This is a genomic window from Paraburkholderia sp. BR14374, from assembly GCF_040948685.1.
Taxonomy (GTDB): domain Bacteria; phylum Pseudomonadota; class Gammaproteobacteria; order Burkholderiales; family Burkholderiaceae; genus Paraburkholderia; species Paraburkholderia youngii.
Genome location: NZ_JBFPKF010000008.1, coordinates 243,302 through 266,460, shown reverse-complemented (window position 1 = coordinate 266,460; position 23,159 = coordinate 243,302). Strand labels below are relative to the sequence as shown.

Below are 23,159 nucleotides of genomic sequence, written 5' to 3'. Positions count from 1 at the left end.
GCGTTCCGTTCTTTTTTCATTCACAAACTAGAAGGCAAGCTATGAGCCAACCACGCAAAGCGATCATCACCGGCGTATCCGGACAGGACGGCGCCTATCTGACCAAGCTGCTGCTCGACAAGGGCTATCACGTGACCGGCACCTACCGGCGCACGAGTTCGGTCAACTTCTGGCGCATGCGTGAGCTTGGCGTGCTCGATCATCCGAATCTGCGTCTGGTCGAACACGACCTCACCGACCTCGGCTCGACGCTGCGTCTGCTCGACGGCACCCAAGCCGACGAGCTGTACAACCTCGCCGCGCAGAGCTTCGTCGGCGTGTCGTTCGACCAGCCGGTGACCACCGCCGAAGTGACCGGTGTCGGCGCGCTGAATCTGCTCGAAGGCCTGCGTATCCTGAGCCCGAAGACGCGCTTCTACCAGGCGTCGACGTCCGAGATGTTCGGCCTCGTGCAGGCGGTGCCGCAACGCGAAAGCACGCCGTTCTACCCGCGCAGCCCGTATGGCGTCGCGAAGCTGTTCGCGCACTGGTCGACGATCAACTATCGCGAGTCGTACAACCTGTTCGCGAGCAGCGGCATTCTGTTCAATCACGAATCGCCGCTACGTGGCCGCGAATTCGTCACGCGCAAGATCACCGACACGGTCGCGAAGATCAAGCTCGGCAAGCAGGACGTACTCGAACTCGGCAACCTGAGCGCGCAGCGCGACTGGGGCTTCGCGCTCGAATACGTCGAGGGCATGTGGCGCATGTTGCAGGCCGACGCTCCGGACACCTTCGTGCTCGCGACCGGTCGCACTGAAACGGTTCGCGATTTCGTGCGCATGGCGTTCACGGCGGCCGGCTTCCAGTTGGAATGGTCGGGCAAGGACGAGCGCGAGACCGGCATCGATGTCGCAACCGGCAAGACGCTCGTGCGCGTGAACCCGAAGTTCTATCGGCCGGCCGAGGTGGACCTGCTGATCGGCTGCGCGGAAAAGGCGCGCGACACGCTCGGCTGGCAACCGCAAACCTCCCTCGAACAGCTGTGCCAGATGATGGTGCAGGCGGACATCGCGCGCAACGAGCACCACGAGACGTTCTAACACGGCATCCGTGTGCGGCGGGTTCGCCGCACACTATTGCGTCAACCCGCCAGTTTGCGGAACGTCTCCAGCACCGCTTCGCCCTTGAACGGCTTGACGATCCAGCCCTTCACGCCGGCGGCCTTGCCGCGCTCCTTCATTGCTGGGCTGCTTTCGGTCGTCAGCATGATCACGTTGACGGTCTTGTTCGCGAGTTCGCCGCGAATTTTTTCGACCATCGTCAGGCCGTCCATGTTCGGCATGTTCACGTCGCTGACGATCAGGCGGATATTCGAATCCGTCTTCAGCTTCGTAAGACCATCCTTGCCGTCGATGGCGGTCGCGACGTCCAGACCGTTTTTCGCCAGAAAGCCCGCCACTTCTTCGCGTACCGTGCTCGAATCGTCCACCACCAGAATCTTTGCCATAGCCATTCCCTTGCGTCATCGACGCGTAGTATCAAAACAGATCCAGCTCGCCGGACTCGACGAGATCGTCGACATCCACCGTGTTTTCAGAAAAATCTTCGGGTGACCAGCTCAGGTTGAAAACGAAGCGCTGGTCGATCGACACCGACTGTCCGCTCGCCGCGTGGCTCAATCGGTATTGAAACCGCAACTGCGGATTGTCCGAGCCGAACGAGATATAGCGGTGCTTGTGATTGACGAGCAGAGGCACCTGCACCTGGCTCGCTTCGCGAGCGTTCCGCGCAGCGAGGAACCGGTCCTTGAACGCGCCCCAGATCAGATTCGTCAATTCGCCGAGCACGTTGTTCAGATCGCGAAAGCCCGCTTGCGCCGCGCGCATGCCGGGGCCGCGTGCGGCGCGATCGCGCTCGATCATGCCGAGCAGCGGCTCCTCTTCGGCCTGCATCAACATATAGCCGCGGCACCAGGTGCCTTCGAGCGGAATCAGGCTGAACACCTCGCCGAAGATGATGCGATCGCGCACGACGCTGGGCGTGTCGCGTTGCACGGTGACGCCGTCGAATAACGCGGCGAGCCGCGCTTCCGTGATCTCGGCGATGCCGCGCACGAGCGCATTCGGGAAGTCGAGGCTGAAGATGTATTGATCGACGGCTTCACGCAGCGCCGTCAGATCGGCGCCATAGAAATGCGCGCACGCCGCGTTCTGCAACGGCTTCGGAAGCTGTTCGAGGGGCAAGTTGCCGCTCGAACGCAGGATCACCGGCAGTTCGGGGCGCAACGTATTGATCCGCGCCGCGGTCGTCGCCGCCTGTTCGACCGATCCACCGTAGTTGTCCGCCAGCAGAACGCCGCCGAGATCGATATTGGTGGCGAGAACCGAGCCGAGGCGGCTGCTGTCGCGCACCTTCAGCGCTATCAGATTGTGCTCGTCGAAAAAGAGCTTCAGCGCTTGCGCGTGTGCCGGACAGTCGTCGAGCACGAGCACCTTGCTGACGGGCTTGCTGGTATTCATCGTGTTTCAGTCTGCGAATGCAGTGTTGCTAGAAAAGTTCGAGTTCGCCTTCGGCCTCGTCGGCCGTCGCGACTTCAGCCTTGAAATCGAGTGGCGCCTGCGCGCATACGCATAACGTGACGCCCAGCCGGGCCGCAGCGCCGATCGTCAGCTCGTATGCCCACACGTGATCGGGCCGCAACTCGTCCAGATACTCGATACAGCGGCTGTTCAATTCATACGGAGTCGACATGCCGAGATCGGGAAAATGCTCGACCAGTTGCTGGTTCATGTAGCCGCAGCACAGGTTGCCGAGTTCCATCAGCGTTTCGGACAGCGAACGCGTCGTGTCGCCGCTCGCGTAGTAGCCGCGCGTTGCTTCGTCCTTGCTGAAATGCAGCACGAACAGCAGACGAAAACCGATCGACGAGATCGTCAGCGCCATCGCGCAAGGTCCGGGCGGATGATCGCGATCCCACCTCGGCACCGCGCTGATCTCGCACGCATCACCCGGCGTCGCGGGCAATCTCGCGCGAGCCGCGTGACAGAAGATGTCCGCGATGCTTTGCAACGCCTGATCGGTAATCACGCTGCGGCCTGCTCGAGCCTGGATTGAAACTGGGTCGCCAGCGCTTCGACGCCGCCGAGCGACGCCGTGATCATCTTGCCGCCGGCCTGGATGTCCTGGAACGTCGCCGCGGTCGTCAGATCGTTGCGATGCAGACTCTCCTGATAGCTCTTCGACAGTTCCTGCGAGCGCGACGCGAGCGAGCGCACTTCGCCCGCGACGATCGAAAAGCCGCGACCCGCGGTGCCGGCGCGCGCCGCTTCGATCGACGCATTCAGGGAAACGATCAGCACGTGCTGCACGATCGACGACAGCTCCTGGTTCTTTTTGTGCATGTCGCGGTTCTGCGACATCAGCGAAATCATCTGCTCGTGCCAGCGCTCGAACGTGATCGTCAGCGTCTTCAGTCGGGCGGCCTCGTGCGCGATCCGCGTCGCATGCTGCAGCCATTCGTCGCTTCGCGCGCTCGCGGCGTCGAGGCTCGCCTGCAATGATTCGCGATTCCGCTCGCCCTGCTCGGCCTGCGCGCGCAGATCGGCGAGCATCGCCTCCAGGGCGGCGCGTTCGCCGTTGGCCCGCTCACCGGCCTGGAGCGCTGCGTCGAGTTGCTGTTCGAGGGCTTGCCGCGCGAGCGTGTCGACACGTTGAGTTTCCGCACTGGCGCGAAGCCCCCGACGATAATAAATTCCCGTCGCGAGCGCGCAGACGATACCGCCAACGCCTGCGGCCACAAGATAACTTTCAAACACAACCTGCTCCCATCGCTTCGTTCAATCGTTCAGGCGATCAGCCTGCTACCGCATCCGCGTCACGCTCGCGCGCTGCATCGGTGGACGCATCGAGACTGTCGACCGCCCAGTCCTCGGGGAACGACACGACGGTCTGAAAGCGGCGATAGTCGGCGCCGCGACGATCGTCGGTGAAACGCAATTCGATGCGGCCATGCTCGCGCCGCACGAAATCGCGCACCGCATCCATCCCGACGCCGCGGCCCGAAATCTCGCTGACGCTCTGCGCGGTCGAAAACCCGGAACGGAAGATCAGCTCGGCAATCGCTTCGTCGCTGAGCGCGGCATCGGCGTCGATCCAGCCGCGTTCGATCGCCGCAGCACGGATCTTTGCGAGCGCGAGACCCCGGCCGTCGTCGCTGATGGTGATCTGCAGCGCGTGATGGTCGACGCCCACTTCCAACTCGATGACGCCAGCCGCGTCCTTGCCGTTCGCGATACGCTCGGCGGCGGGCTCGATGCCGTGATCGACCGAATTGCGCAGCAGGTGCGTGAACACATTACGCAGCGTATTGCTGACCTCGCTGCGCACGCGATAACCGTTGTTGTCGATGCTGACGATCGGCGCTTCCTTGCCGAGTTCGGCCGCCAGAGACGGCAGCGATTCGAGCACGCCCGCGAGCGCTTCGTAGATCGATTCGGTGCCCAACAGGCGCAGCTCACGCTGCAACGATTCGCGCATCGACACGAGTGCGTCCCGGTCGGCCGGATCGGCGCTTTCGAGCAAGTCCAACTGCTTCTGGATCAACTCGCGATCGACCATCAGGTAGCGATCCACCGCGCCGTTCTGGCCCGGACCCTTGCGGCCGAGGCTCACTTCGTTGATCGTCGCGTAGGTTTCGAGCGCGGCCTTCACGCGCTGCAGATCGTCGATCAGCAGCTGCTGGTCCCACGCTTCACCGCCGTCCGCGCGGCGCAATGCGTCGTACCGCTGTTCGGTTTCGTGGACGACGCCGGTCAGATGCTGAAGGCTGTAGGTGCGCGCATTGCCCTTGACGGTGTGCATGTTGCGGAACAGCTCGGCGACCGCTTCGTGACTCGGCTCGTGATGCTGACGGATGATCCGCTCGTTCTCGCTGATGAAGCCCGTCGCACTTTCGACGAAGTGATGGAACTTCTCCTGGCTCACCGCGAGAATCTCGCCGATCATTTCCAGCCGGCGCTTCTGTTCGCCGGCCTCGGCGGCGAGCGCGCGCAGTTCGGTCACGTCGCGCACGCACAGCATCAAACGCTGCACGACGTCGTGTTCGTCGGTGATCGCCGACCAGCTCAGGTCGAGCGTCTTCACGCGGCCATCGGCCATCGGCTTGGCGATTTCGTTGACCAGCAGGTGCTGATTGAACTCGAAGTTCATGCTGTCTTCACCGATACATGCGTGCAGCGCCGCTTCGATCTGCGCGAGCTCATCGCTGTTGATATCGGTGCCGCCGAACACGAGGTCGAGCAGCGGACGGCCCGCAATCTCGCGAGTCTCGAAGATCGCCTCGAGACACGCGGAGTATTCCGGATGCACGACCACGCCTTCGACCACAGTCAGAATCCCCTGCTGCATGTTTTGCAGCATCGCCTGGATATCGGCGGTCTTCTGCTTCAACTGCAGCGAGCTTTGCTGGATCTTCTCGATCATGCCGTTGAACGCGACGATCGAATGACCGATCTCGTCCATCCGGCCGACCGGCACGCGGCGCGTGAAGTCCTGGCTTGCCGCGATCTCGCTCATCTCCACCTGCATGCGGCTCAGCGGCCGGGTGATCTGCCGATACAGCAGCGCGCTGATCAGCAGCAGCACGACGATGGCCGCGCCGGTCGCGGCGCCGATCGCCGTCGTCGTGGTGGCGAGCGCGCTGTTCAGGTCGTCGATCGCGGCGTCTTTCTGGCGGTTCTTCTCGATACGCAGCGTCTCGACGATGCCTTCGAGTTCATCGCGGTATTGCGCGACGTTCGCGAACAGATACGCCTGCGCCAGTTCGTTCTTGCCGTCGGCCTTCATCCTCGCGGTGTCGTTGACCGCGTTGAAATAGTTGGCGAGGCTGTCGCGCGCCTGGCTCACGAGCCCGGTTTGCGCCTGGCCCTGCGCGGCCTTCGCCTGCACGTCGAGCGCCGCGTGCAGCGACGCTTCCTTGCTTTTCAGCAGGTCTCGCGCCTGCGAGACCATATTCTCGTCAGGCGCATAGACGAGCGTCATCATCGCGAGCTGCACGTCCTTGAGCTGCGACACGAGGTCGGCCGACGCGAGCGCGCTCGGCACGACACCCTGGGTAACCTGTCTGACGTTGGCGGCGCTGTTGCGAGTCTGAAGCACAGCGTATCCACCAATGGCGGATAACGCGACGAGCATCAGAATGACGAGTAGCGTGATGCGGTGACGGATGGTCATCTGAGAATCCCCGAGGTCTGAAAATACAAGGTCCACGCATTGAGCGGGACGCCCGTGTGTTTTTGTACTTTCGGGCGCGGGGATTATCGTCGCGGATGTGTGACGTCAACGTGACGAAGTCGACGCCGGACCACACGTTTTGGGGTTTTGAAAAATAAGGCCGAAAAATTCGTGAATCAGGGCCAATCCGGGCTCAAGTTCGACAGAAAAATGCCGTTATTAATGACCTTTTTTTGTTGGCCCACTGCGCTTCAATGCAGTGCGTGCGCCGCGATCGCTTCGGCATACACCGCCGCGACCCGCTTCGCGATCACTGCGTTATCGAAGTGCTCGCGCGCATAGCGGCGGCATGCATCCTCATCGGGCAGCTTTAGCGTGCCGTTGAACGCGCCGGCGAGACCCGCGGCGATCGCCGCTGCGCCGGTTTCCGGCAACACCAGATCCGGCGACAAGCCCGCCACCGCCTCCGGCAATCCGCCGACCGGCGTCACCAGCACCGGCGTGCCCGACGCAAGCGATTCGACCGTGATGAGCCCGAAGCCTTCCAGCGCGACCGTCGGTACGACGCTGAGATTGGCCGCGCGATACAGTGCCGCCAGATGCTGATCGGGCACGAAGCCGAGCAGCTTCACGTTGTGTTCGAGCCCCGCGTCGTCGATGCGCGCCTGAAGCTCGCTTTCGAGCCGCCCCTTGCCGGCGATCAGCAGCAGCACGTCGGGCGCGCTGCGTTTCACCAGCTTCACCGCATCGATCAGATCTTCGAGACCCATGCGCCGCACCAGCCGTCGCACCGCCAGCACGATCGGCCGATCCTGCGGCAATTGCAGACGCAGACGCGCTTCGGCCTGCGTGATCGGCAGATTGAACTGCTCGACGTCGACGCAGCCCGGCACCACGCGCACGCGCTCCGGTGAGATGCCGTAGCGCGTCGTCAGGATCTTGCCGAACGCGTCCGACAGTACGATCAGCCGCGACGAACGCGCGTACACCGACTGCTCCAGATAACGCTTCGCGCGCTGGCCGAGCGAATCGGCGCCTTCGACGTGGCTCTCGTCGGCCCACGGCCCCTGGAAATGCGACACCTGCGGAATGCCGCGCGTCACGTCGAGGCCCGGAAACGTATAGAGCGCGAAGTGCGATGAAATCACGTCGGGCCGCGACCTGCGGATCTCCTGGCGCAGCGCGCGGCGTGCCGCCATCAGCCGCAACGGCAGCGATTGCGCGGCGGAGCCGAAACCGTTGATCGCGCCACCGGTATCGGCCGCGACTTTCGGCGAGCCGGCGACGACGCCGCGCACCGCGACGCCCGCGCCCGGCAGCGCGCCGACCAGCGAGTAGTACATGCGGTCGAGGCCGCCCGCGCGTTCGGGAAACCAGTGCATCCCGATCTGCAGTGATTTGATTGAGCCAGTCGTCATGATGGTGTGCCCCTGTGTGTTGCTTGCGGTGAGTTGCTATGTCGTTGCGTGGATGGCGCGGCTCGCGCGTTCATTCCACGCTCTTCTGTCCGGCGAGTTGATTCAGCGTCAGCGCATCGTTCTGCGCGACGGCCGTCGCCTCCGTCTGGATGCGCCGGCGGTTTTCCTGCTGTCCGGCCAGTTGCCGGTACAGCGCGATGTATTGCGCGGCCATGCGCGCCCAGCCGAAGCCGGTTGCGAGCTCGCTCGCGGCCTGGCCCATCGCGCGGCGCGCGGTGTCGTCGCCGGCGAGTTGCGCGACCGCGCGAGCGAGCGCCTGCGGGTCATCGGGATCGTCGAGCACGATGCCGCACTCCGGCGTGATGATCTCGGCGCCGCCCGCGGTGCGCGCGGTCACGACGGGCAGCCCCGCCGCCATCGCTTCGAGCAGCGACAGACTCATCGCCTCGTAGCGCGACGGAAACACGAACGCGTCGACCGAATGCATCAGCACTGGCATCTCCTTCACCAGCCCGAGAAAATGCACCCGATGCGCGATGCCGAGCGCCTTCGCCTGGTCCGGATACGGGCTGCCCGGCAGAAAGCCGGCCACCGCGATCTGCACGTGCTCGGGCAGATGCTTCAACGCGGCGAGCACGGTGCCGAGATTCTTGCGCGGGGTGCGCAGATCGCCGACGAACAGCAGCAGGAACGCATCGTCCGGTAACCGAAACTTCGCGCGATCGCCGCTCGCCGCCGCGAAGCCCTGCGTGTCGACGCCGTTGTAGATCACGTCCACGCGGTTGCGCGGCGTGAGGCCGATCGCGCGGATTTCGTCGGCGACCTTTTGCGACACTGCGGTGATCACCTTCGAACGCCGGTACGCCCAGCGTTCGAGCAGCGCATTGCAGCGCGTATAGACCGACTGGTACGCGGACCACACGCCCTTCGTCAAACCGAACGGGTAGTACTTGCTCGCGAACCAGCCGCTATGCACGAAATGCGAGGTATTGACGTCGGCGCGCATCCACGTGATGAAGCCGTTCACGTGCAGCACGTCGTAGTCGCGCCGATGCGCGCGCAGCCATAGCGCGCTCTTGAGAGCGAACACCTGCTGGCGCAGCAGATTGGTTGGCCACCAGCGGCCGATCTTCACCGGCGCCCAGCGCACGTTTGGATGCGCGAGCAGTTCGGGCGCCACGTGCGACGCGACCAGCGTCACGCGGATGTTCTCGTCGAGCGCCGCGCGCGCGATCTCGTGATTGACGCGCCCCTGGCCGTCGTTATGACGCACTACGTGCGTGACTATGGCGACTCTCAATCCGTGCCTCCGTTGAGAAATAGCGTGCGTGCACGGTTCATTTTTTCGTAGTGAACCGCGGAAAGAATCGAAAAAGCGCTCATGAAAAGCAGCAGGCCGCCGGTGCCGACCAGCGAGTTCGTGAACACCAGCATCGCGAAGGTCGCCAGACACAGGCTCAGGCACGCGGAGACGAACTTGTCGTCGCGCAGCCTGAACGACGCGAGCACCGCGCGCGTCAGCAGCCACACGATGCCGGACATATACAGCAAGGTGCCGGGCCAGCCGAGCACGAACGGAATGTTCATCACGCCGCTGTCGAAGTTGCCGTACTGGCCGAGCTGGCCGCCGTCGTTGGAGAGCTTCGTGGAGGTGCCGGTCGCGCCCATGCCCTCGCCCGACACGTCGGTAAACGCGGTCTTCGCGAAGGTCGCGTAGAACTCGTTACGCGCCGCGTAGCTCTGGTCGTCGTGCAGGTTGACGATCGTGTTCAGGCGCGCCTGCATCCGTTCGGCGACCGGACCGACCGCCAGCAATGGGACGCAGAAGCCGGCGAGCAGCACCGCGCTCGCGACGATGCGCACGCGCACCTTGTTGTTCGACTTCACCAGCTGGATCAGGAGTGCGATGACCCAGCCGCCCCACGTCGAGCGCACGAGGCTCAACGCGAACGAGAAGAAGCCGAGCCCGGCGGCGATCCAGCGCACGCGGTGCTGCGCGGCCATCACGAAGACCATCGCGCCCATCATCGCGAACGCGAACGGGCCCGACGAATTCATCGTGCTGAACACGCGCACGCCCATCGGCACCGGGTCGCCCTGCGAGTTCATCTGCGAGCCGAGCATCCACAGCGCGTCCCACGGCGGCATGATGAAGAACTGGATCAGGCCGTAGCCGCCCATCACCAGCATGCCCCAGATGAACGTGCCCACGATCGTGTCGCGGTACTGCGGATACTGGCGCGTGTGCGCCATGATGTGAAAGCCGATCAGGATCGGATAGAGCCAGTTCGCGAGGTCGTAGGTGGCCGCAAGCGGCCCGCTCGACATCACGCCGATCAGGAACGCGTAGACGAGGCCGAGCAGGATCAGCAGCACCGGCAAACCACGGCGCTGCGCGAGCAGCCGGTAGTAGCGCAGCAGCGACAGGCCGCTGATCATCGTCACGGCGAGCGGCGCGACCTGGATCAGGCTGGTCGGCGTGAACGCGCCTTTCGACCAGTCCGCGAGACGCCGCACTTCGGGGCTCAGGAACCACAGCCACCACATGAAGCCGATATAGCGCGCCGGGCTCTTGAAGTAGAGCCACAGGCCCGTGAGGATCGCGAGCACCGGAAACGCGAGCGTCAGCACCGTGCCCTGATGCGCGACGATCAGCACCGCGGTGATCAGCCACAGCAACAGCGGCGGCAGCCATTCTCGCGTTGCGCCGGACAGCAGCCCGCTCGCATTGGTTTGCGCGGCGCCGGCGTTGCCCGCGCCGGCCGGCGGCAATGGGTTCGCGCGCGGAATCGTCGACATCGCCTAGAGGCCTCCGCGCGATTCGCGCGCAGGTGCGGCGCGTTGCTCGTGCCTGGCCGCGGCCGCGTGCGCGCTCGCCTGCCCGCGCGCGCTCAGCATCTCGCGCGTGATCCGCACGTGCTGCATCGCGTAGTGCTCGGTGGTCAGATCGCGCGCGAGCAGGCCGTCCGCGGCTGCCTGCGCCTGGCGCAGCGCCAGGGCGGGGTCGGCGGCGAACCGGTCGACCGCGGCGCGCAGCGCCTCTGGAATGAACGGCGGCACGTAGGTGGCTTCGTCGGCGGGAAAATAGTCGCGCAGCGCGCCGACGTCGGTCGCGACCATCGGCTTGCCGACCGCCGCCGCTTCGAGCATCACGGTGATGCCCGATGCGTGCGAGTTCGGCCGCAACGGCACGACGATCACGTCGGCCCAGTCGTACAGCTCGTGTTGCTTCTTGATGCCGGAGAACAGCGCGATCTCGACATTCGACGCGCGCAGCGACGCGGGAATCCGCCGCCGCGTCGCGAGCTTCACCGAATAGCGCGAATCGTTGCCGAACGCCCTGATCAGCGTCTCCCAGTCACGGTCGCGGTCGTTGCCGATCGCCGCGACGCGCAGCGGCGTGCGCGGCGTCCACTGCGTCGGCGCATTGACCGGGAAGTCGCGCGTGTTCAGGCCGTACAGCAGCGGCGTCGCATCGCGGCGGAAGTAGTCCTGGCATAGCTCGGCGTTTTCGCTCGCGAGCGTGGTCAGCCGATCGGCGCGCGTCATCAGCTTGCGATACAGCCAACTGCGCACGATGCCGTACGACGGCCACTTGTCGAGCAGCCACACGCTTTGCGCGAGCAGCAGCGGCGACGCGCCGGGCCCCGCCTTGCGGCCGCACAGCAGCAGCATCAGCGCGGCGGACAGCCATTCCTGCTCGGTATGCGTCCAGATCACGTCCGAGCGCAGCATCTCGCCGCGATTGCGCCACGTATGGATGAAATCGAAGCCGAGCGCGGCCTTCAGCGCGCGCCGCACGAGCCGTACGGGCCGGCTTTCGCGCGCGTCTTGCGAATAGGTCAGCGCGAATGCTTCGGACTCCGCGTGGTGATAACCGTACAGACAGCCGATATCGTCGCCCTTGCGATAAAAGCGCGGATCGGCGCCGTAGAACAGATGAACATGAACCTTGGTACTCATGCGGATACTCCGCTCTTCGACAGCGCGCGCCGCGCTTCGTGGGCGCCCGCGCGCACCTCGCGCCAGCGCGACAGCTGCAACTGCGCCTGCTTCGACAGCAGCGCGAGCGCCGCATGCGTGAGGCCCGGATAAAGCCGTGTGCCGACCAGCGTCCACCACCACCACGCGGCTTCGCGGCGCAGCGGCGGCAACTGGTCGCGCAGGATCAGATGGAAGTTGAACGCGGCGTTGCGCAGCGCGGCCATCGTCTGCGCGTCGCGTTTGTCGTCGTCGAAACGTTCGGCGGGGAAATGATCGACGGCGACCTGCGGGTCGTAGACGAGCTTCCAGCCCGCGTTCTTTACCGCGAGGCTGAATGCCATGTCGTTGTGCACCTGCGCGCCCGCGCCGCGCAGACGCGGGTCGAAGCGGATCGTGCGCACCGCGTCGCGCCGGTAGCTCATGTTGGCGCCCTTCAGGATGTCGACTTCGCGCGCGGCACCGACCCCCAGGTGATGATTGCCGATGATCTTGCCGTGCGCGGTCACCTTGCCGACCAGCGGCCGCTCGCCGTCGAGCACGCGGCCTTTTTCGTGCACCCAGTCGCGCCCGCCCAAGGCGCCCAGGTGCGCGTCGGCTTCGAACGCGGCGGCGATGCGCTCGACCCAGTCGCGGCGCGGCGCGGCGTCGTCGTCGGTGATCGCGATCACGTCGCCGCTGGCGGCATCGAGCCCGCGATTGAGCGCAGCGACCTGGCCGGGTAGGTCCACTGGCGCGATCACCAGCGGCAGGCGGCCGCGCGTGGACGGATCGCGCAGGCATGCATGGGTCGCGTCGTCGTCGACCCGTGCGACCACGATCACTTCGTCGGGCGCGCGCGATTGCCGCTCGAGCGCCGCGAGGCAGCGCGCGAGATCGGGCGGGCGGCGATAAGTCGGTACCAGTACCGTTACTTTCATCGTGATGTCCTCTGTTCCTGTCGTGCAGAAGTCGGTGCCGGGGTGCGGTGCGCGCGTCACGTGCTCAGGTATTCCTGGGTCGCCGCGTAGCCGCGGTCGTAGCCGACCCGCGAGCGCGCCGGCATGCCGTTGAAGATGCCGCCCTGCACGTGCACACCGGCCGCGCGCAGGCGCTTCAGCGCGTCGGCTAGCTCGATCTCGCTGTGCATGCCCGAGCGCATCACGAAGAACGTCGAGCCCGCATACGCGCCGATGATCGATGCATCGGTCACCGCGAGCACCGGCGGCGTGTCGATCAGGATCACGTCGTAGCGCTTCGCGAGGCCGTCGAGGTACTGCGGCAGACGCGGCGACATCAGCAGCTCGGACGGATTCGGCGGACGGCGGCCGCACGAAATGAAGGCGAGGCCCTCGACGTTCGACGGGCGGATCGCCTCTTCCAGCGAGATCTGCCCGCTCAGCAACTCCGACATGCCGTTCTCCTGCTCGCCGCCGATCTGACGTTCGAGCGCGCCGCGCCGCATGTCGCCGTCGATCAGCAGCACGCGCTTGCCCGAATGCGCGAGCAGCATCGCGAGGTTCACGCTGAGGAAGCTCTTGCCGACGCCGGCCATCGGACCCGTCAGCATCACGATGCGATTGCGCGCGTCCATCAGCGTGAACTGCATCGCGGTGCGCAGGCTGCGCAGACTTTCGATCGTCAGGTCCTTCGGCCGCGCATTCGCGAGCACCGGACGCAGCCGTTCGCCGCCGCGCGCATAGCTGTTTTCGAGCTGCACCTGCTCGGCGCTTTGCGGCACGAGGCCGAACACCGGCAGATGGAACGCGCGCTCGACGTGATCGGGGTCGTCGATGCCCTTGAACAGATTGCGGCGCAGGAACACGAAGCCGGTGCCCGCGATCAGCCCGAGAATCACCGCCGCCGACATGATCAGCATCTTCTTCGGCTTGACCGGCGCACCGGGGCGCAGCGCCGCGTCGACGATATGCACGTTGCCGCCCGTGCCCGCCTTTTGCACCGACAGTTCCTGCACGCGATTGAGCAGCAGCACGTAGATGTCTTCGGCGACTTTGGCGTCGCGCTGCAACTGCACGGCCTTCACTTCGGTGGCCGGCAGATCGCGGAAACGGTCCGCGTATTTGGTGCGCTGCGCCTGCAGCTCGGCCATCTGCTCGCGCGCGGCGACGAGCGTCGGATGGTCGTCGCCGTAGCGCTCGGCGAGCTGCGTCATCTGCAGCCGCAACGCGGCGATCTGCTGCTCGTACTGCACGCTGCCTTCGAGGTAGACCTTCGCCTCGTCGCTCGCGTTGATCGAGCCGGACTGACGCTGGTAGGCGGTCAGCGCGGCTTCCGCGCGTTCGAGGTCGGCCTTCAGGCGCGGCTCCTCGCTCTTCAGGAAGTCGAGCATCTTGCTCGCATCGGCCTGCTTGTTCGACACGTGCTGCCGCAGATACGACTGCGCGAGCGCATTGGCGACGAGCGCCGCATGCTGCGGACTCTTGTCCTCCAGCGAGATCTGGATCACGCCGGTCTGCTTGCCCTGCTCCTGCACCGTGATCGCCGACTGGAACGCGGTGATCGCGTCGAGATCGTTCGAGCGCACCACGGTGAACTCCTGCCCTGGGCGCGCGACGAGGGTGTTGACGACCATCGTGACGCCGCCGCCCTGCGCCTGCTGGCCGACCTCGCCGCGCAGCAGCAGCGAGCCGTTCGGCGCGAACAGCTCGTAGTGCTGCGCGTCGATCACGCGCAGCAGCAGCTTCTCGCCTTCGAGCGACGGCGTCACGTCGATCGAATCGACCTCGACGTTTTCACCGCCCCAGGCGTATGACGTGAGCCCCAGCCACGCGCGTGCGGGCTGGCCCGGCGTGGCGAGGCGCGCAGCGATGTTGCCGAGCAGCGGGATCGTCTTCGGCGTCACGCTGAAGTTCAGCTTCAGCTGCTGCACGACCGGGGCGACCACGCCACGGCTCTTGATGATTTCGATCTCGGCGTCCGTCGGCAGCGACGTCGAGCCGCTCGTGATCGCGGCACCGGTCTGCGTTTGCGTGAGCGCCTGCGACATGCTGTCGGACGGCTCGACGCGCACGTGCGCATCGGCCGAATAAGTCGGCTTGGCGAGGTAGCAGTACGCGACCGCCATCGTGACGATGACCGCGGTGATCGCGAGCAGCCACCAGATGTCGTCGAGGATCACCTGCACCAGTTGTCCGAGGACGACGTCTTCTTCTTCGGTCTTGATCGGACCAGCCATGTGTGGAGAGAGTTGATTGCTCACTGTTCCATCCCGTGTCGTTGGCTTCGGCTTTCGCGTCAGCGGTACTTCTGCTTTCGTTGCGCGTCCCGCGCCGCCCGGACAACAACGGCGCGCGCGGGACGTTACAGCCCAAACGTTCAGCGCGTCAGCTGCTTCAGATAGAACAGCGTCTGCACGCTCGGCAGCACCTGCTGCAACACGCGGTTGAAGGTCGTCGACGCGGCGGTGCCCACGTACACGACGTCGAGCGGCTGCAACTGGAACTGCGAGGACAACATGATCGAGTCCGGCTGCGTCATGTCGAGGCGAAACACCTCGGGCGTGGTCGGATGCTCGCGCATGCCGCGCATCACGAAGATCTGGCGCGGATTGGCGTCGGTATTGAGGATGCCGCCGCCTTGCGTGAGCGCATCGGCGATCGTCATGCGGCCGCGGATGATCGGCACCTGGATCGGCGTCTTCACTTCGCCCATCACGAAGATGCGGCTGTCGGTGCGGTCCGGCACGTTGACCACGTCGCCGTTCTGCAGCATCACGTCCTGGCTGGTGTCGCCCTGATCGAGCATGCGATCGGCGTTGAGCACGTAGAGCTTGTGGTTGCGCGTGAGGCGCACGCGCTGGATGTCGGCGTCCGGGTTGGTGCCGCCCGAGCGCGTGATCGCGTCGACCAGCGTCAGCGGCACGTCGCTGAGCGCGAGCGGTCCCGGCTGCTTCACTTCGCCGGTGACCTGCACCTTCTGGCTGCGATACGACAGCACGCGCACGTCGACCTGCGGATTGCGGATATATGGCACGAGGCGCGCGGCGAGCTGATCGCGCAGCTGGGTGGTGGTCTTGCCCGCGGCCTGGATGCGGCCGACGAACGGGAAAAAGATCGTCCCGTCGGCGGCGATCGTCTGGCCGTACGGATCGGCCTGCCCCGGCAGCGCGGCCGTATACGGCTGCTGCAACGCGCCCGCGATCGTCTGCGTGGTGTTGCCGCCCGAGGACAAGGTGCTGCCCTGCGGCGTGGTCAGCTCGGGGTGATCCCACACGGTGATGCCGAGAATATCCTGCGGCGCGAGGTGGTACACGTACAGCGACGGATCGGACAGCGCCGACGGCGGCAACGGCTCGGTTTTCGCGGCGGCGGCTTGCGCCTGCGCGATGATCAGGTTCGCGTCGATCAGATGGACCGGATAGGTTTCGCTCGGAGCCTGATCGTTGTCCTTGAGCCGCGACGTGTCGAGATAATTGCCCGGTGCGGTCGCGCAGGCCGACAGAAAAGACGTCAGCAGAAGTGAGGCGGCGAGCTTCGTGCGCAAGCTCGCGAATGAGTTTTCGATGCGGGGTTGCTTCATATTTTTTTCAGCCATCCGATGACCAGATGTTCGATGAGCACGAGACTCTCCCTGTATTCGTCTTCCGCGCCGCTGTGCGGATCGGCGACGTCCGAATCGGCTTCCCACTTGCCGAGCGGATAGACCTTGCCGCGCGCGGACGGATCGAGCGCTTCGACCTTGCTCACCTGAGCGCGCTCGCTCACCAGCACGAGATCGGCCGCGCGCACGAGCGAGCGGTCGAGACGCCGCGCGTGATGGAGGCCGGCCGCGACGCCGCGCTCTTCGAGCAGGCGCCGCATCACCGGGTCCATGCCGTGGCCATTGACCGCGCGAATGCCCGCCGAATGAAACGCGATCGGCGCGGCGCCCGGGCGCGGCGCGCGCGCCTGACGCGCCTTGAACAGCATCTCGGCGGCAGGCGAGCGGCACACGTTGGCGTGGCACACGATCAGAACGTTGGCGAACATGGCGGATTTCCTCGCGCGGCGGTCGCAATGGCGTCAGCGGCCCGAGGTTTCCGCGGCGGCGAGGTCCTCCGCATGCAGCGCGCCGTTCGCGCCGACCCGTGCCGGCGCATTGCGCAACGCGTGCCGCCGGCCGATCGCGTGATACTCGATGCCGAGTTCGAGCAGCACATCCGGCTCGTACAGATTGCGGCCATCGAAAATCAGCGGCGTCTTCAGCATGCGCTTCAGCGCATCGAAATCGGGGCTCTTGAAGACTTTCCATTCGGTCAGAATCACGAGTGCATCGACGCCGCTCGCCGCTTCCATCTCCTCGTTCACGAACGACAGGCGCGCATGCTGCTGCGGCACGTCCTTCAGATCGAGCGCGAGCACGCGCTTCGCTTCGTCGATCGAGACCGGGTCGTAGGCCTTCACGCGCGCGCCGCGGCGCAGCAGTTCCGCGATCAGCTCGCGGCTCGGCGCCGCGCGCATGTCGTCGGTGTTCGGCTTGAAGGCGAGCCCCCACACGCCGAACGTGCGGTCCGACAGATCCTCGCCGAGACGCGCGACGATCTTCTGCGCGAGGATCTGCTTCTGCGCGTCGTTGACCGCTTCCACCGCTTCGAGAATGCGCAGGTTCGCGCTGTGATCGGCGGCGGTGCGAATCAGCGCCTGCACGTCCTTCGGAAAGCACGAGCCGCCATAGCCGCAGCCCGCGTACAGGAAGTCGTAGCCGATGCGTGGATCGGAACCGATGCCGCGGCGCACCGCCTCGATATCCGCGCCGACGCGATCGGCCAGATTCGCGAGCTCGTTCATGTACGAGATGCGCGTCGCGAGCATCGCGTTGGCCGCGTACTTGGTGAACTCGGCGGAACGCACGTCCATATACAGCGTGCGTTCGCGATTGCGATTGAACGGCGCATACAGGCGCTTCATCAGCTCGCGTGCCTTTTCGCCGGGCACGTCGTCGTCGCAGCCGAGCACGATGCGATCGGGCCGCGTGAAGTCTTCGACCGCGGCGCCCTCCTTCAGGAACTCCGGATTCGACACCACCGAGAACATCTGCTCGACGCCGCGCGCGGTCAGCTCGGCGGCGACCACTTCGCGTACGCGCGACGCGGTGCCGACCGGCACCGTCGATTTGTCGACGATCACCTTGAAGCCGTTCATATGGCGGCCGATGTTGCGCGCAGCGGCGAGCACGTACTGCAGATCGGCGGAACCGTCTTCGTCGGCCGGCGTGCCGACCGCGATGAACTGGATGTCGCCGTGCGCGACCGCGGCCTCGACGTCGGTGGAAAACGTCAGGCGCTTCGCGCGGCGATTGCGCGCGATGATCTCCTGCAGACCCGGTTCGTGGATCGGCACGCCGCCGTTGTTGAGCACGTCGATCTTGCGTGCGTCGACGTCGAGACAGAACACGTCGTGGCCGATGTCGGCCAGACATGCGCCGGTCACGAGGCCGACATAGCCGCTACCGATGATCGTCAGGTTCATGGATTGCACCTCGATAAATAAAGTTGATTCAGGAATGCGCTCGCGCGATGCGCGGCATCGGCGCGGCCCGGCGCGCCACGTTCAATAGGCATTGCTGCCCGCGAAGCCTTTCCATAGCGTCAGCACGACGATCTTGATGTCGAGCCAGAAGGTCCAGTGCTGCATGTAGTACAGATCGAGCTTCACGCGGCCCATCATCTTTTCAATGCGGTCGGTTTCGCCGCGATAACCGTTGATCTGCGCCCAGCCGGTGATGCCGGGCTTGATCCGGTAGCGGTGCATATAGCCCTTCACCAGATCCTTGTAGATGTCGTCGTGCTCGAGCGCGTGCGGACGGGGACCTACCACCGACATCTCGCCGCGCAGCACGTTGATGAACTGCGGCAGCTCGTCGAGGCTGGTGCGGCGCAGGAACGCGCCGACCGCGGTGATGCGCGGATCGCGCCGCGTCGCCTGGGTGATCTGGCCGGCCGCTTCCTTGTGGACCTTCATCGAGCGGAACTTGAAGATCTCGAACTCGCGGCCGTCGATGCCCTTGCGGCGCTGGCGGAAAAACACCGGTCCCGGCGAGCTGAGCTTCACCATCAGCGCGATCACGAGCATCAGCGGCGACAGCGCGAGCAACGCGCCGAGCGCGAACAGGCTGTCGAACACGCGCTTGGGCAGCACGCGCAGATCGGTGATCGGCGAGGCGGCGAGGTTGATCGCGGGCACGCCGAGCAGCTCGACCATCGGCTGATTGAACAGCGTCAGGCTGCCGACATCGGGGATGAAGCGGATATTCACGAAGTCGTTGCGCAGATCCCTCACGAAGCGATGGATCGCCTTCTCCTTCGAGATCGGCAGCGCGAGCCACAGCTCGCGGATCGAGCGCTGGCGCACCAGCTCGATCATGCGCTGATAATCGCGCTCGACCGGCACGCCCGCGACCGCGTGCGCCGCGTCCGGGTCTTCGTATGGATTGATCGTGCCGTCCTCGTCGAACACGACCACGGGCGTGAAGCCGGCTTCCGGCCGGCCCTGCATCTGTTCGATCAGGAAGCGCCCGTAAGGCGCGCCGCCGACGATCGCGACCGCGCGCTGATTGAAGCCCTCGCGTCGCAGTCCGCGCAGGATCGAATAGACGATCAGCTTCGTGACGACCAGCAGCACGATCGACGCGAGCGCCCAGTACACGAGCCACAGCCGCGACAGGCTGTCGGCGCGGTGCACGCTGAAGCTGATCAGCACGCCGGTCACTTCGACCATCAGCCAGCCGCCCGTGACGCGCGACAGCAGATCGTAGAGCGGCTTGCCGCGCCACGACTGATAGATGCCGAGCGCCGGGAAGAACACCACCACCAGCAGGCAGCCGAACGCGAGCGACACGCTTTGCATATCGTCGAGCCATACCGCTCCGCCGCTGTGCACGGCCGCCGCCACCATCGCGGCGAGCGCGACCATGGCTATGTCGATGATTCTCGCTAGAACGCTCAGCATGCGCCGCCCCTCTGTTCGTCAGTCAAAGTGCGATCCGTCGGTTGGTTGAAATGGGTGTTGCATGCGGGTTTCACCGTTGCGCTTTTTATCTCCCATTTGCCTCGCGGCTGAATTGGACTGAATGCGCATGAATAGACCACCGCGGAAAAACCGCGGCAGAATGAGTGAATACCCTTGTACATGCCTCAATAAAGCGGTATTAAAATTCGCACGGCAAGGCCGTAAAAAATCTCAAATTGTATCGGTCAAAATTTCGGCATTTTTTTGTGCATTTTGAGAGGTAATTTTTGCCGCAATCAGGCTCGACAGCGGTTTCCCACCCGCCCATCCGAGGCCTTGTCCACCGAAACTTGCGCTTTTCCAACGGTTCTGCCGGGGACGCCCGGCTCCATCAGTGTCATCATTCTTGCGCATCATTAAGCGAAAAAAATGCTTGTCGATTTTTTTCAGGTAATTTTTATTTTTTAATCGATCGGTGGAAAATTTTTTCCGACATTTCGAATAAATTCGAGGCACGCTTTATCCGATTTGTATTTAACGCGCTTTTATTGATTCTCGACTTCGTGATAAAACTCGACGCATTCATCCAGCCTCGAGGAGAGTTCGCCATGACAGCTCCGGCCCCGGTCACGCCCGCCGGCACCCGGCCCACCGCCGCCCCTTCGTCCACCTCCCCAACCGCAACCAGCGTCAAGCTCAAGGTTCATCCCGTGATTCTCGCGGGCGGCTCGGGCACCCGGCTGTGGCCGATGTCGCGCGAGCAGCATCCGAAGCAGCTGATCGGCCTGCTCGGCGACGAGTCGCTGCTGCAATCGACGACCCGCCGTCTCGACGGGCTCGAAGCCGGCTATCCGCTCGCCGGCCAGCTCGTAGTCGTCGCCAACGAAGAGCAGCGCTTCACGACGGCCGAACAGTTGCGCACGAGCGGCAAGCCGAGCCGGCTGATACTCGAACCGGTAGGCCGTGACACCGCGCCCGCGTTGACGGTGGCCGCGTTGTCCGTCGCAGCGCAGGACGAAGACGGCATCATGGTCGTGATGCCCGCTGATCACGTGGTCACCGACAGCGCAGGCTTTCACGCGGCGGTCGCCGCCGGCGTCCAGCATGCGGCCGCCGGCCGGATCGTGACGATGGGCATCGTGCCGACGCGCGCGGAAACCGGCTATGGCTATATCCGCATCGGCGCGCCGCTCGGTTCTGACGATGCGCAGGATGTTGGACAGACCGATGCATCGGCGCGCCTCGTCGCGCACCGCCTCGACAGCTTCGTCGAAAAGCCGCATCTGGAACTCGCGCGGCACTACGTCGAATCACGCGAATACTGGTGGAACAGCGGTATTTTCATCGTGCGCGCATCGACGTGGCTCAAAGCGATTCGCCATTTTCAACCGGCCGTTTACGAAGCATGCGAAGCGGCCTTTGCGGGCAGCACGGCGGACGGCGACTTCTTCCGGCTGCAACGCGATGCGTTCGGCGCATCGCCGTCGAATTCGATCGACTACGCGGTGATGGAAAAGCTCGGCGCCGATCAGAGCATCGCGTCGGGCGTGGTCGTGCCGCTGATGGCCGGCTGGTCCGACGTCGGTTCGTGGGACGCGATCTGGGACATCTCCGAGAAGGACGCCGATCGCAATGTGAGCCGCGGCCGCGTGATGTTCGAAGGTGCGAACTCGACCTTCGCGCATTCCGAAGGACGACTGATTGCCTGCGTCGGCACGCAGGATCTCGTCGTCGTCGAGACCGCCGATGCGATTCTCGTTGCCGATAAATCACGCGTGCAGGAGGTCAAGAAGATCGTCAACCGGATTCGCGAGGATGGCGGGCTCGAAGCGGCCAATCATCGCAAGGTGCATCGCCCGTGGGGCAACTACGATTCCGTCGACACCGGCGAACGCTTCCAGGTCAAGCGGATCGTCGTGAAACCGGGGGCGCGGCTGTCATTGCAGATGCATCATCATCGCGCGGAGCACTGGATCGTCGTGCGCGGCACCGCGCTCGTCACGCGCGGCGACGAGCGCTTTATCGTGTCTGAAAACGAGTCGGCTTATATTCCGCTCGGCACCACGCATCGCCTCGAAAACCCGGGCAAGATGCCGCTCGAAATGATCGAGGTGCAGTCCGGTTCGTACCTCGGTGAAGACGATATCGTGCGCTTCGACGATACGTACGGACGGCAATGACGCGCGACCGGCCGCGATAACGATGCGGGACCCTGCGGCGGCGCCAGGCGGCCGCGGGGTCCGCCGGGTTCATCCCACGTACGAGATGAGTTCTTTGTAGGTCGCCGAAAAGTGCTCCACGGTGCCGCTGTCGGTCGTCACCGCGGGCGTGCTCGTCACGCCCGCGCTCGCGGTGTCCGACGGATAGCGGCGCAGCGGCACGCGCAATGCATTCAGTGATGGCTTCAACTGCCCGTGCAAAGGCGCGCCGTGATTCGCGCTGCCATCGATCAACGCCGGTTCCGGCACATGACGCAGGCCCGCCAACGAGCGGCTCGCCGAGCGCTGCACAGGATTGCTCGATGCGGTTGCCGACGCAGGTTCAGCGGCGCTTGCCTCGGTCATCGCGGCGGCCGCCGCGTCGGTTGCGCATTCACGATCGATCCACTGACGTGCCCAGTCGAGCGCGAATTGCTGCGCGTGCTGCGCATCCTCGAAGCGCGGGCCGACGAGGCCGGAGCGCTCGACACGCTTGCCGTCCCTGATGATCTCCGCCCACCCGCGATACATCGCATTCGGCACTTCCTCGACCACCACGTAGATCAGATAACCGCGCGAGTCGGCGACCTGCATGCCGCTCGGCGCGAGGGCCATCGTCAGAGACGGGCGCGGCTCGTCGGGCGGGAAGGTCCGGGCCGTGCCGAATGCGGCGGGTTCGACATGCGCCACTGGCGCCGCGGCCGACGCGAATGTCGCCACGGGCGTCGCCGGCACTGCCGCGGGCCCGAACCCCGACAATTGCCGCGTGATGTCGCCGATCGGATCGGCCGTGCGCCATTGGCTCAACGCACTCGCAACGCCGGGCGCCTGCCACGACTCGGGACTCTTCCACGACACGCCGCGCAGACTGTTGTCTTCGCGCGGGCTCGGGGTTTGCGCAACCGGCGCCACGGGTCTGGCCGTAACGGGCGGCGCCGGTTGGGGAATGTACGCGAAGGTGCGGCCGCTCCGCGACAGCAGGCGGACCATCTCCAGCAGAGTGCCGTTCAGTTGCCACTCTTCGAAGCGGCGACGGCACGTGGGACCGGAAGGATAGCGGCCCGGCAGCTTCGACCACGGCTCACCCGTGGTCATGATCCACAGCACCGCATTCGTCACGATGCGCGGTTCGGCGCGCGGCCGGCCGCGCCGGTTCAGACGGACGGCCGGCTCGTCGGAGACGAGCGGCGCGAGCAGCGCCCATTCGTCGTTGTTTAGCTCATCGAAAAACATTGGATTTTCTCCACGCGGCCTGGCCTGGCCGCGGCGTTGAGCCTGCCACGGATTCTCAGCGTTCACGACCCGTGTGCGGCCCTCGGTTGCACAAATTTGTTTTATCCGTTCGGCTCGCCGGAGCAGTCCGCCCACGCGTGGTGCGGCTCTTCCCTATTGCGAAGCACAAAACGTGGTCTCACTCGTGC

The 23,159-nt window shown here is 64.9% G+C and carries 19 protein-coding genes; 2 read left to right on the top strand and 17 right to left on the bottom strand.

The genetic code is table 11. The features are described 5' to 3' along the window. Window positions 1-41: 41 nt before the first annotated feature. Entirely contained in the window at window positions 42-1,085 is a 1,044-nt protein-coding gene (gmd, locus tag AB3X86_RS20935) for a GDP-mannose 4,6-dehydratase (RefSeq protein ID WP_176377787.1), read from the top strand. A 41-nt stretch (window positions 1,086-1,126) separates the two neighbouring features. Here the strand turns inward: gmd and AB3X86_RS20930 are convergent, their stop codons facing one another. The 16 genes from AB3X86_RS20930 to AB3X86_RS20855 all read right to left on the bottom strand — a co-directional run bounded on the left by AB3X86_RS20930 (window position 1,127) and on the right by AB3X86_RS20855 (window position 20,056). Then, window positions 1,127-1,492 carry a response regulator gene (locus AB3X86_RS20930; RefSeq protein WP_176108549.1) on the bottom strand — a complete coding sequence of 122 codons (366 nt, stop codon included), beginning with the start codon at window positions 1,490-1,492 and terminating at the stop codon, window positions 1,127-1,129. 31 nt (window positions 1,493-1,523) lie between these two features. Next, a complete protein-coding gene (locus tag AB3X86_RS20925) occupies window positions 1,524-2,504 on the bottom strand; it encodes a chemotaxis protein CheX (RefSeq protein ID WP_368597455.1) in 981 nt (326 codons plus the stop codon). Between the two features lie 28 nt (window positions 2,505-2,532). After that, window positions 2,533-3,072 (bottom strand): hypothetical protein, encoded by a 540-nt coding sequence (locus tag AB3X86_RS20920; RefSeq protein ID WP_368597454.1) that lies wholly within the window; start codon window positions 3,070-3,072, stop codon window positions 2,533-2,535. Then, complete coding sequence (locus AB3X86_RS20915) at window positions 3,069-3,800, bottom strand: methyl-accepting chemotaxis protein (RefSeq protein ID WP_368597453.1); 732 nt, start codon at window positions 3,798-3,800, stop codon at window positions 3,069-3,071. The genes AB3X86_RS20920 and AB3X86_RS20915 overlap by 4 nt, the downstream gene beginning before the upstream one ends. A 37-nt stretch (window positions 3,801-3,837) precedes the next feature. Further along, entirely contained in the window at window positions 3,838-6,216 is a 2,379-nt protein-coding gene (locus AB3X86_RS20910; protein WP_368597452.1) for an ATP-binding protein, read from the bottom strand. A gap of 251 nt (window positions 6,217-6,467) precedes the next feature. Beyond that, window positions 6,468-7,634: a glycosyltransferase family 4 protein gene (locus AB3X86_RS20905; RefSeq protein ID WP_368597451.1), complete on the bottom strand. Its 1,167-nt coding sequence runs from the start codon at window positions 7,632-7,634 to the stop codon at window positions 6,468-6,470. Window positions 7,635-7,704: 70 nt separating this feature from the next. Further along, window positions 7,705-8,934 (bottom strand): glycosyltransferase family 4 protein, encoded by a 1,230-nt coding sequence (locus AB3X86_RS20900; RefSeq protein WP_368597450.1) that lies wholly within the window; start codon window positions 8,932-8,934, stop codon window positions 7,705-7,707. Continuing rightward, window positions 8,931-10,433 (bottom strand): glucose-6-phosphate isomerase, encoded by a 1,503-nt coding sequence (locus AB3X86_RS20895; RefSeq protein ID WP_368597449.1) that lies wholly within the window; start codon window positions 10,431-10,433, stop codon window positions 8,931-8,933. The genes AB3X86_RS20900 and AB3X86_RS20895 overlap by 4 nt, the downstream gene beginning before the upstream one ends. A gap of 3 nt (window positions 10,434-10,436) precedes the next feature. Beyond that, a complete protein-coding gene (locus tag AB3X86_RS20890; RefSeq protein WP_368597448.1) occupies window positions 10,437-11,597 on the bottom strand; it encodes a glycosyltransferase in 1,161 nt (386 codons plus the stop codon). Further along, entirely contained in the window at window positions 11,594-12,535 is a 942-nt protein-coding gene (locus AB3X86_RS20885) for a glycosyltransferase family 2 protein (RefSeq protein WP_368597534.1), read from the bottom strand. The genes AB3X86_RS20890 and AB3X86_RS20885 overlap by 4 nt, the downstream gene beginning before the upstream one ends. 56 nt (window positions 12,536-12,591) lie before the next feature. Further along, a complete protein-coding gene (locus AB3X86_RS20880) occupies window positions 12,592-14,790 on the bottom strand; it encodes a polysaccharide biosynthesis tyrosine autokinase (protein WP_368597533.1) in 2,199 nt (732 codons plus the stop codon). Between the two features lie 140 nt (window positions 14,791-14,930). Further along, window positions 14,931-16,133, bottom strand: coding sequence for a polysaccharide biosynthesis/export family protein (locus AB3X86_RS20875; RefSeq protein ID WP_368597447.1), 1,203 nt, complete (start codon window positions 16,131-16,133; stop codon window positions 14,931-14,933). Beyond that, complete coding sequence (locus tag AB3X86_RS20870; protein ID WP_368597446.1) at window positions 16,130-16,582, bottom strand: low molecular weight phosphotyrosine protein phosphatase; 453 nt, start codon at window positions 16,580-16,582, stop codon at window positions 16,130-16,132. Before AB3X86_RS20870 ends, AB3X86_RS20875 begins: the two co-directional genes overlap by 4 nt. Before the next feature lie 33 nt (window positions 16,583-16,615). Beyond that, window positions 16,616-18,061 carry a UDP-glucose/GDP-mannose dehydrogenase family protein gene (locus AB3X86_RS20865; protein WP_368597445.1) on the bottom strand — a complete coding sequence of 482 codons (1,446 nt, stop codon included), beginning with the start codon at window positions 18,059-18,061 and terminating at the stop codon, window positions 16,616-16,618. An 81-nt stretch (window positions 18,062-18,142) separates the two neighbouring features. Continuing rightward, entirely contained in the window at window positions 18,143-19,540 is a 1,398-nt protein-coding gene (locus AB3X86_RS20860) for an undecaprenyl-phosphate glucose phosphotransferase (RefSeq protein WP_368597444.1), read from the bottom strand. A 231-nt stretch (window positions 19,541-19,771) separates the two neighbouring features. Beyond that, a complete protein-coding gene (locus tag AB3X86_RS20855; RefSeq protein WP_368597443.1) occupies window positions 19,772-20,056 on the bottom strand; it encodes a hypothetical protein in 285 nt (94 codons plus the stop codon). 92 nt (window positions 20,057-20,148) lie between these two features. Here AB3X86_RS20855 and AB3X86_RS20850 point away from each other — a divergent pair, with 92 nt between their 5' ends. Continuing rightward, window positions 20,149-21,720: a mannose-1-phosphate guanylyltransferase/mannose-6-phosphate isomerase gene (locus tag AB3X86_RS20850; protein WP_368597442.1), complete on the top strand. Its 1,572-nt coding sequence runs from the start codon at window positions 20,149-20,151 to the stop codon at window positions 21,718-21,720. 69 nt (window positions 21,721-21,789) lie between these two features. Here the strand turns inward: AB3X86_RS20850 and AB3X86_RS20845 are convergent, their stop codons facing one another. Next, window positions 21,790-22,971: a transposase gene (locus AB3X86_RS20845; RefSeq protein ID WP_368597441.1), complete on the bottom strand. Its 1,182-nt coding sequence runs from the start codon at window positions 22,969-22,971 to the stop codon at window positions 21,790-21,792. Window positions 22,972-23,159: the final 188 nt, after the last annotated feature.

What these genes read in the sequence shown, in the direction of transcription:
- AB3X86_RS20850 (WP_368597442.1), top strand. Translation starts at nt 20,149, where the DNA reads ATGACAGCTCCGGCCCCGGTCACGCCCGCCGGCACCCGGCCCACCGCC.
- AB3X86_RS20910 (WP_368597452.1), bottom strand. Translation starts at nt 6,216, where the DNA reads ATGACCATCCGTCACCGCATCACGCTACTCGTCATTCTGATGCTCGTC.
- AB3X86_RS20865 (WP_368597445.1), bottom strand. Translation starts at nt 18,061, where the DNA reads ATGAACCTGACGATCATCGGTAGCGGCTATGTCGGCCTCGTGACCGGC.
- AB3X86_RS20880 (WP_368597533.1), bottom strand. Translation starts at nt 14,790, where the DNA reads ATGGCTGGTCCGATCAAGACCGAAGAAGAAGACGTCGTCCTCGGACAA.
- AB3X86_RS20930 (WP_176108549.1), bottom strand. Translation starts at nt 1,492, where the DNA reads ATGGCAAAGATTCTGGTGGTGGACGATTCGAGCACGGTACGCGAAGAA.
- AB3X86_RS20845 (WP_368597441.1), bottom strand. Translation starts at nt 22,971, where the DNA reads ATGTTTTTCGATGAGCTAAACAACGACGAATGGGCGCTGCTCGCGCCG.
- AB3X86_RS20890 (WP_368597448.1), bottom strand. Translation starts at nt 11,597, where the DNA reads ATGAGTACCAAGGTTCATGTTCATCTGTTCTACGGCGCCGATCCGCGC.
- gmd (WP_176377787.1), top strand. Translation starts at nt 42, where the DNA reads ATGAGCCAACCACGCAAAGCGATCATCACCGGCGTATCCGGACAGGAC.
- AB3X86_RS20875 (WP_368597447.1), bottom strand. Translation starts at nt 16,133, where the DNA reads ATGAAGCAACCCCGCATCGAAAACTCATTCGCGAGCTTGCGCACGAAG.
- AB3X86_RS20860 (WP_368597444.1), bottom strand. Translation starts at nt 19,540, where the DNA reads ATGCTGAGCGTTCTAGCGAGAATCATCGACATAGCCATGGTCGCGCTC.
- AB3X86_RS20895 (WP_368597449.1), bottom strand. Translation starts at nt 10,433, where the DNA reads ATGTCGACGATTCCGCGCGCGAACCCATTGCCGCCGGCCGGCGCGGGC.
- AB3X86_RS20870 (WP_368597446.1), bottom strand. Translation starts at nt 16,582, where the DNA reads ATGTTCGCCAACGTTCTGATCGTGTGCCACGCCAACGTGTGCCGCTCG.
- AB3X86_RS20905 (WP_368597451.1), bottom strand. Translation starts at nt 7,634, where the DNA reads ATGACGACTGGCTCAATCAAATCACTGCAGATCGGGATGCACTGGTTT.
- AB3X86_RS20885 (WP_368597534.1), bottom strand. Translation starts at nt 12,535, where the DNA reads ATGAAAGTAACGGTACTGGTACCGACTTATCGCCGCCCGCCCGATCTC.
- AB3X86_RS20925 (WP_368597455.1), bottom strand. Translation starts at nt 2,504, where the DNA reads ATGAATACCAGCAAGCCCGTCAGCAAGGTGCTCGTGCTCGACGACTGT.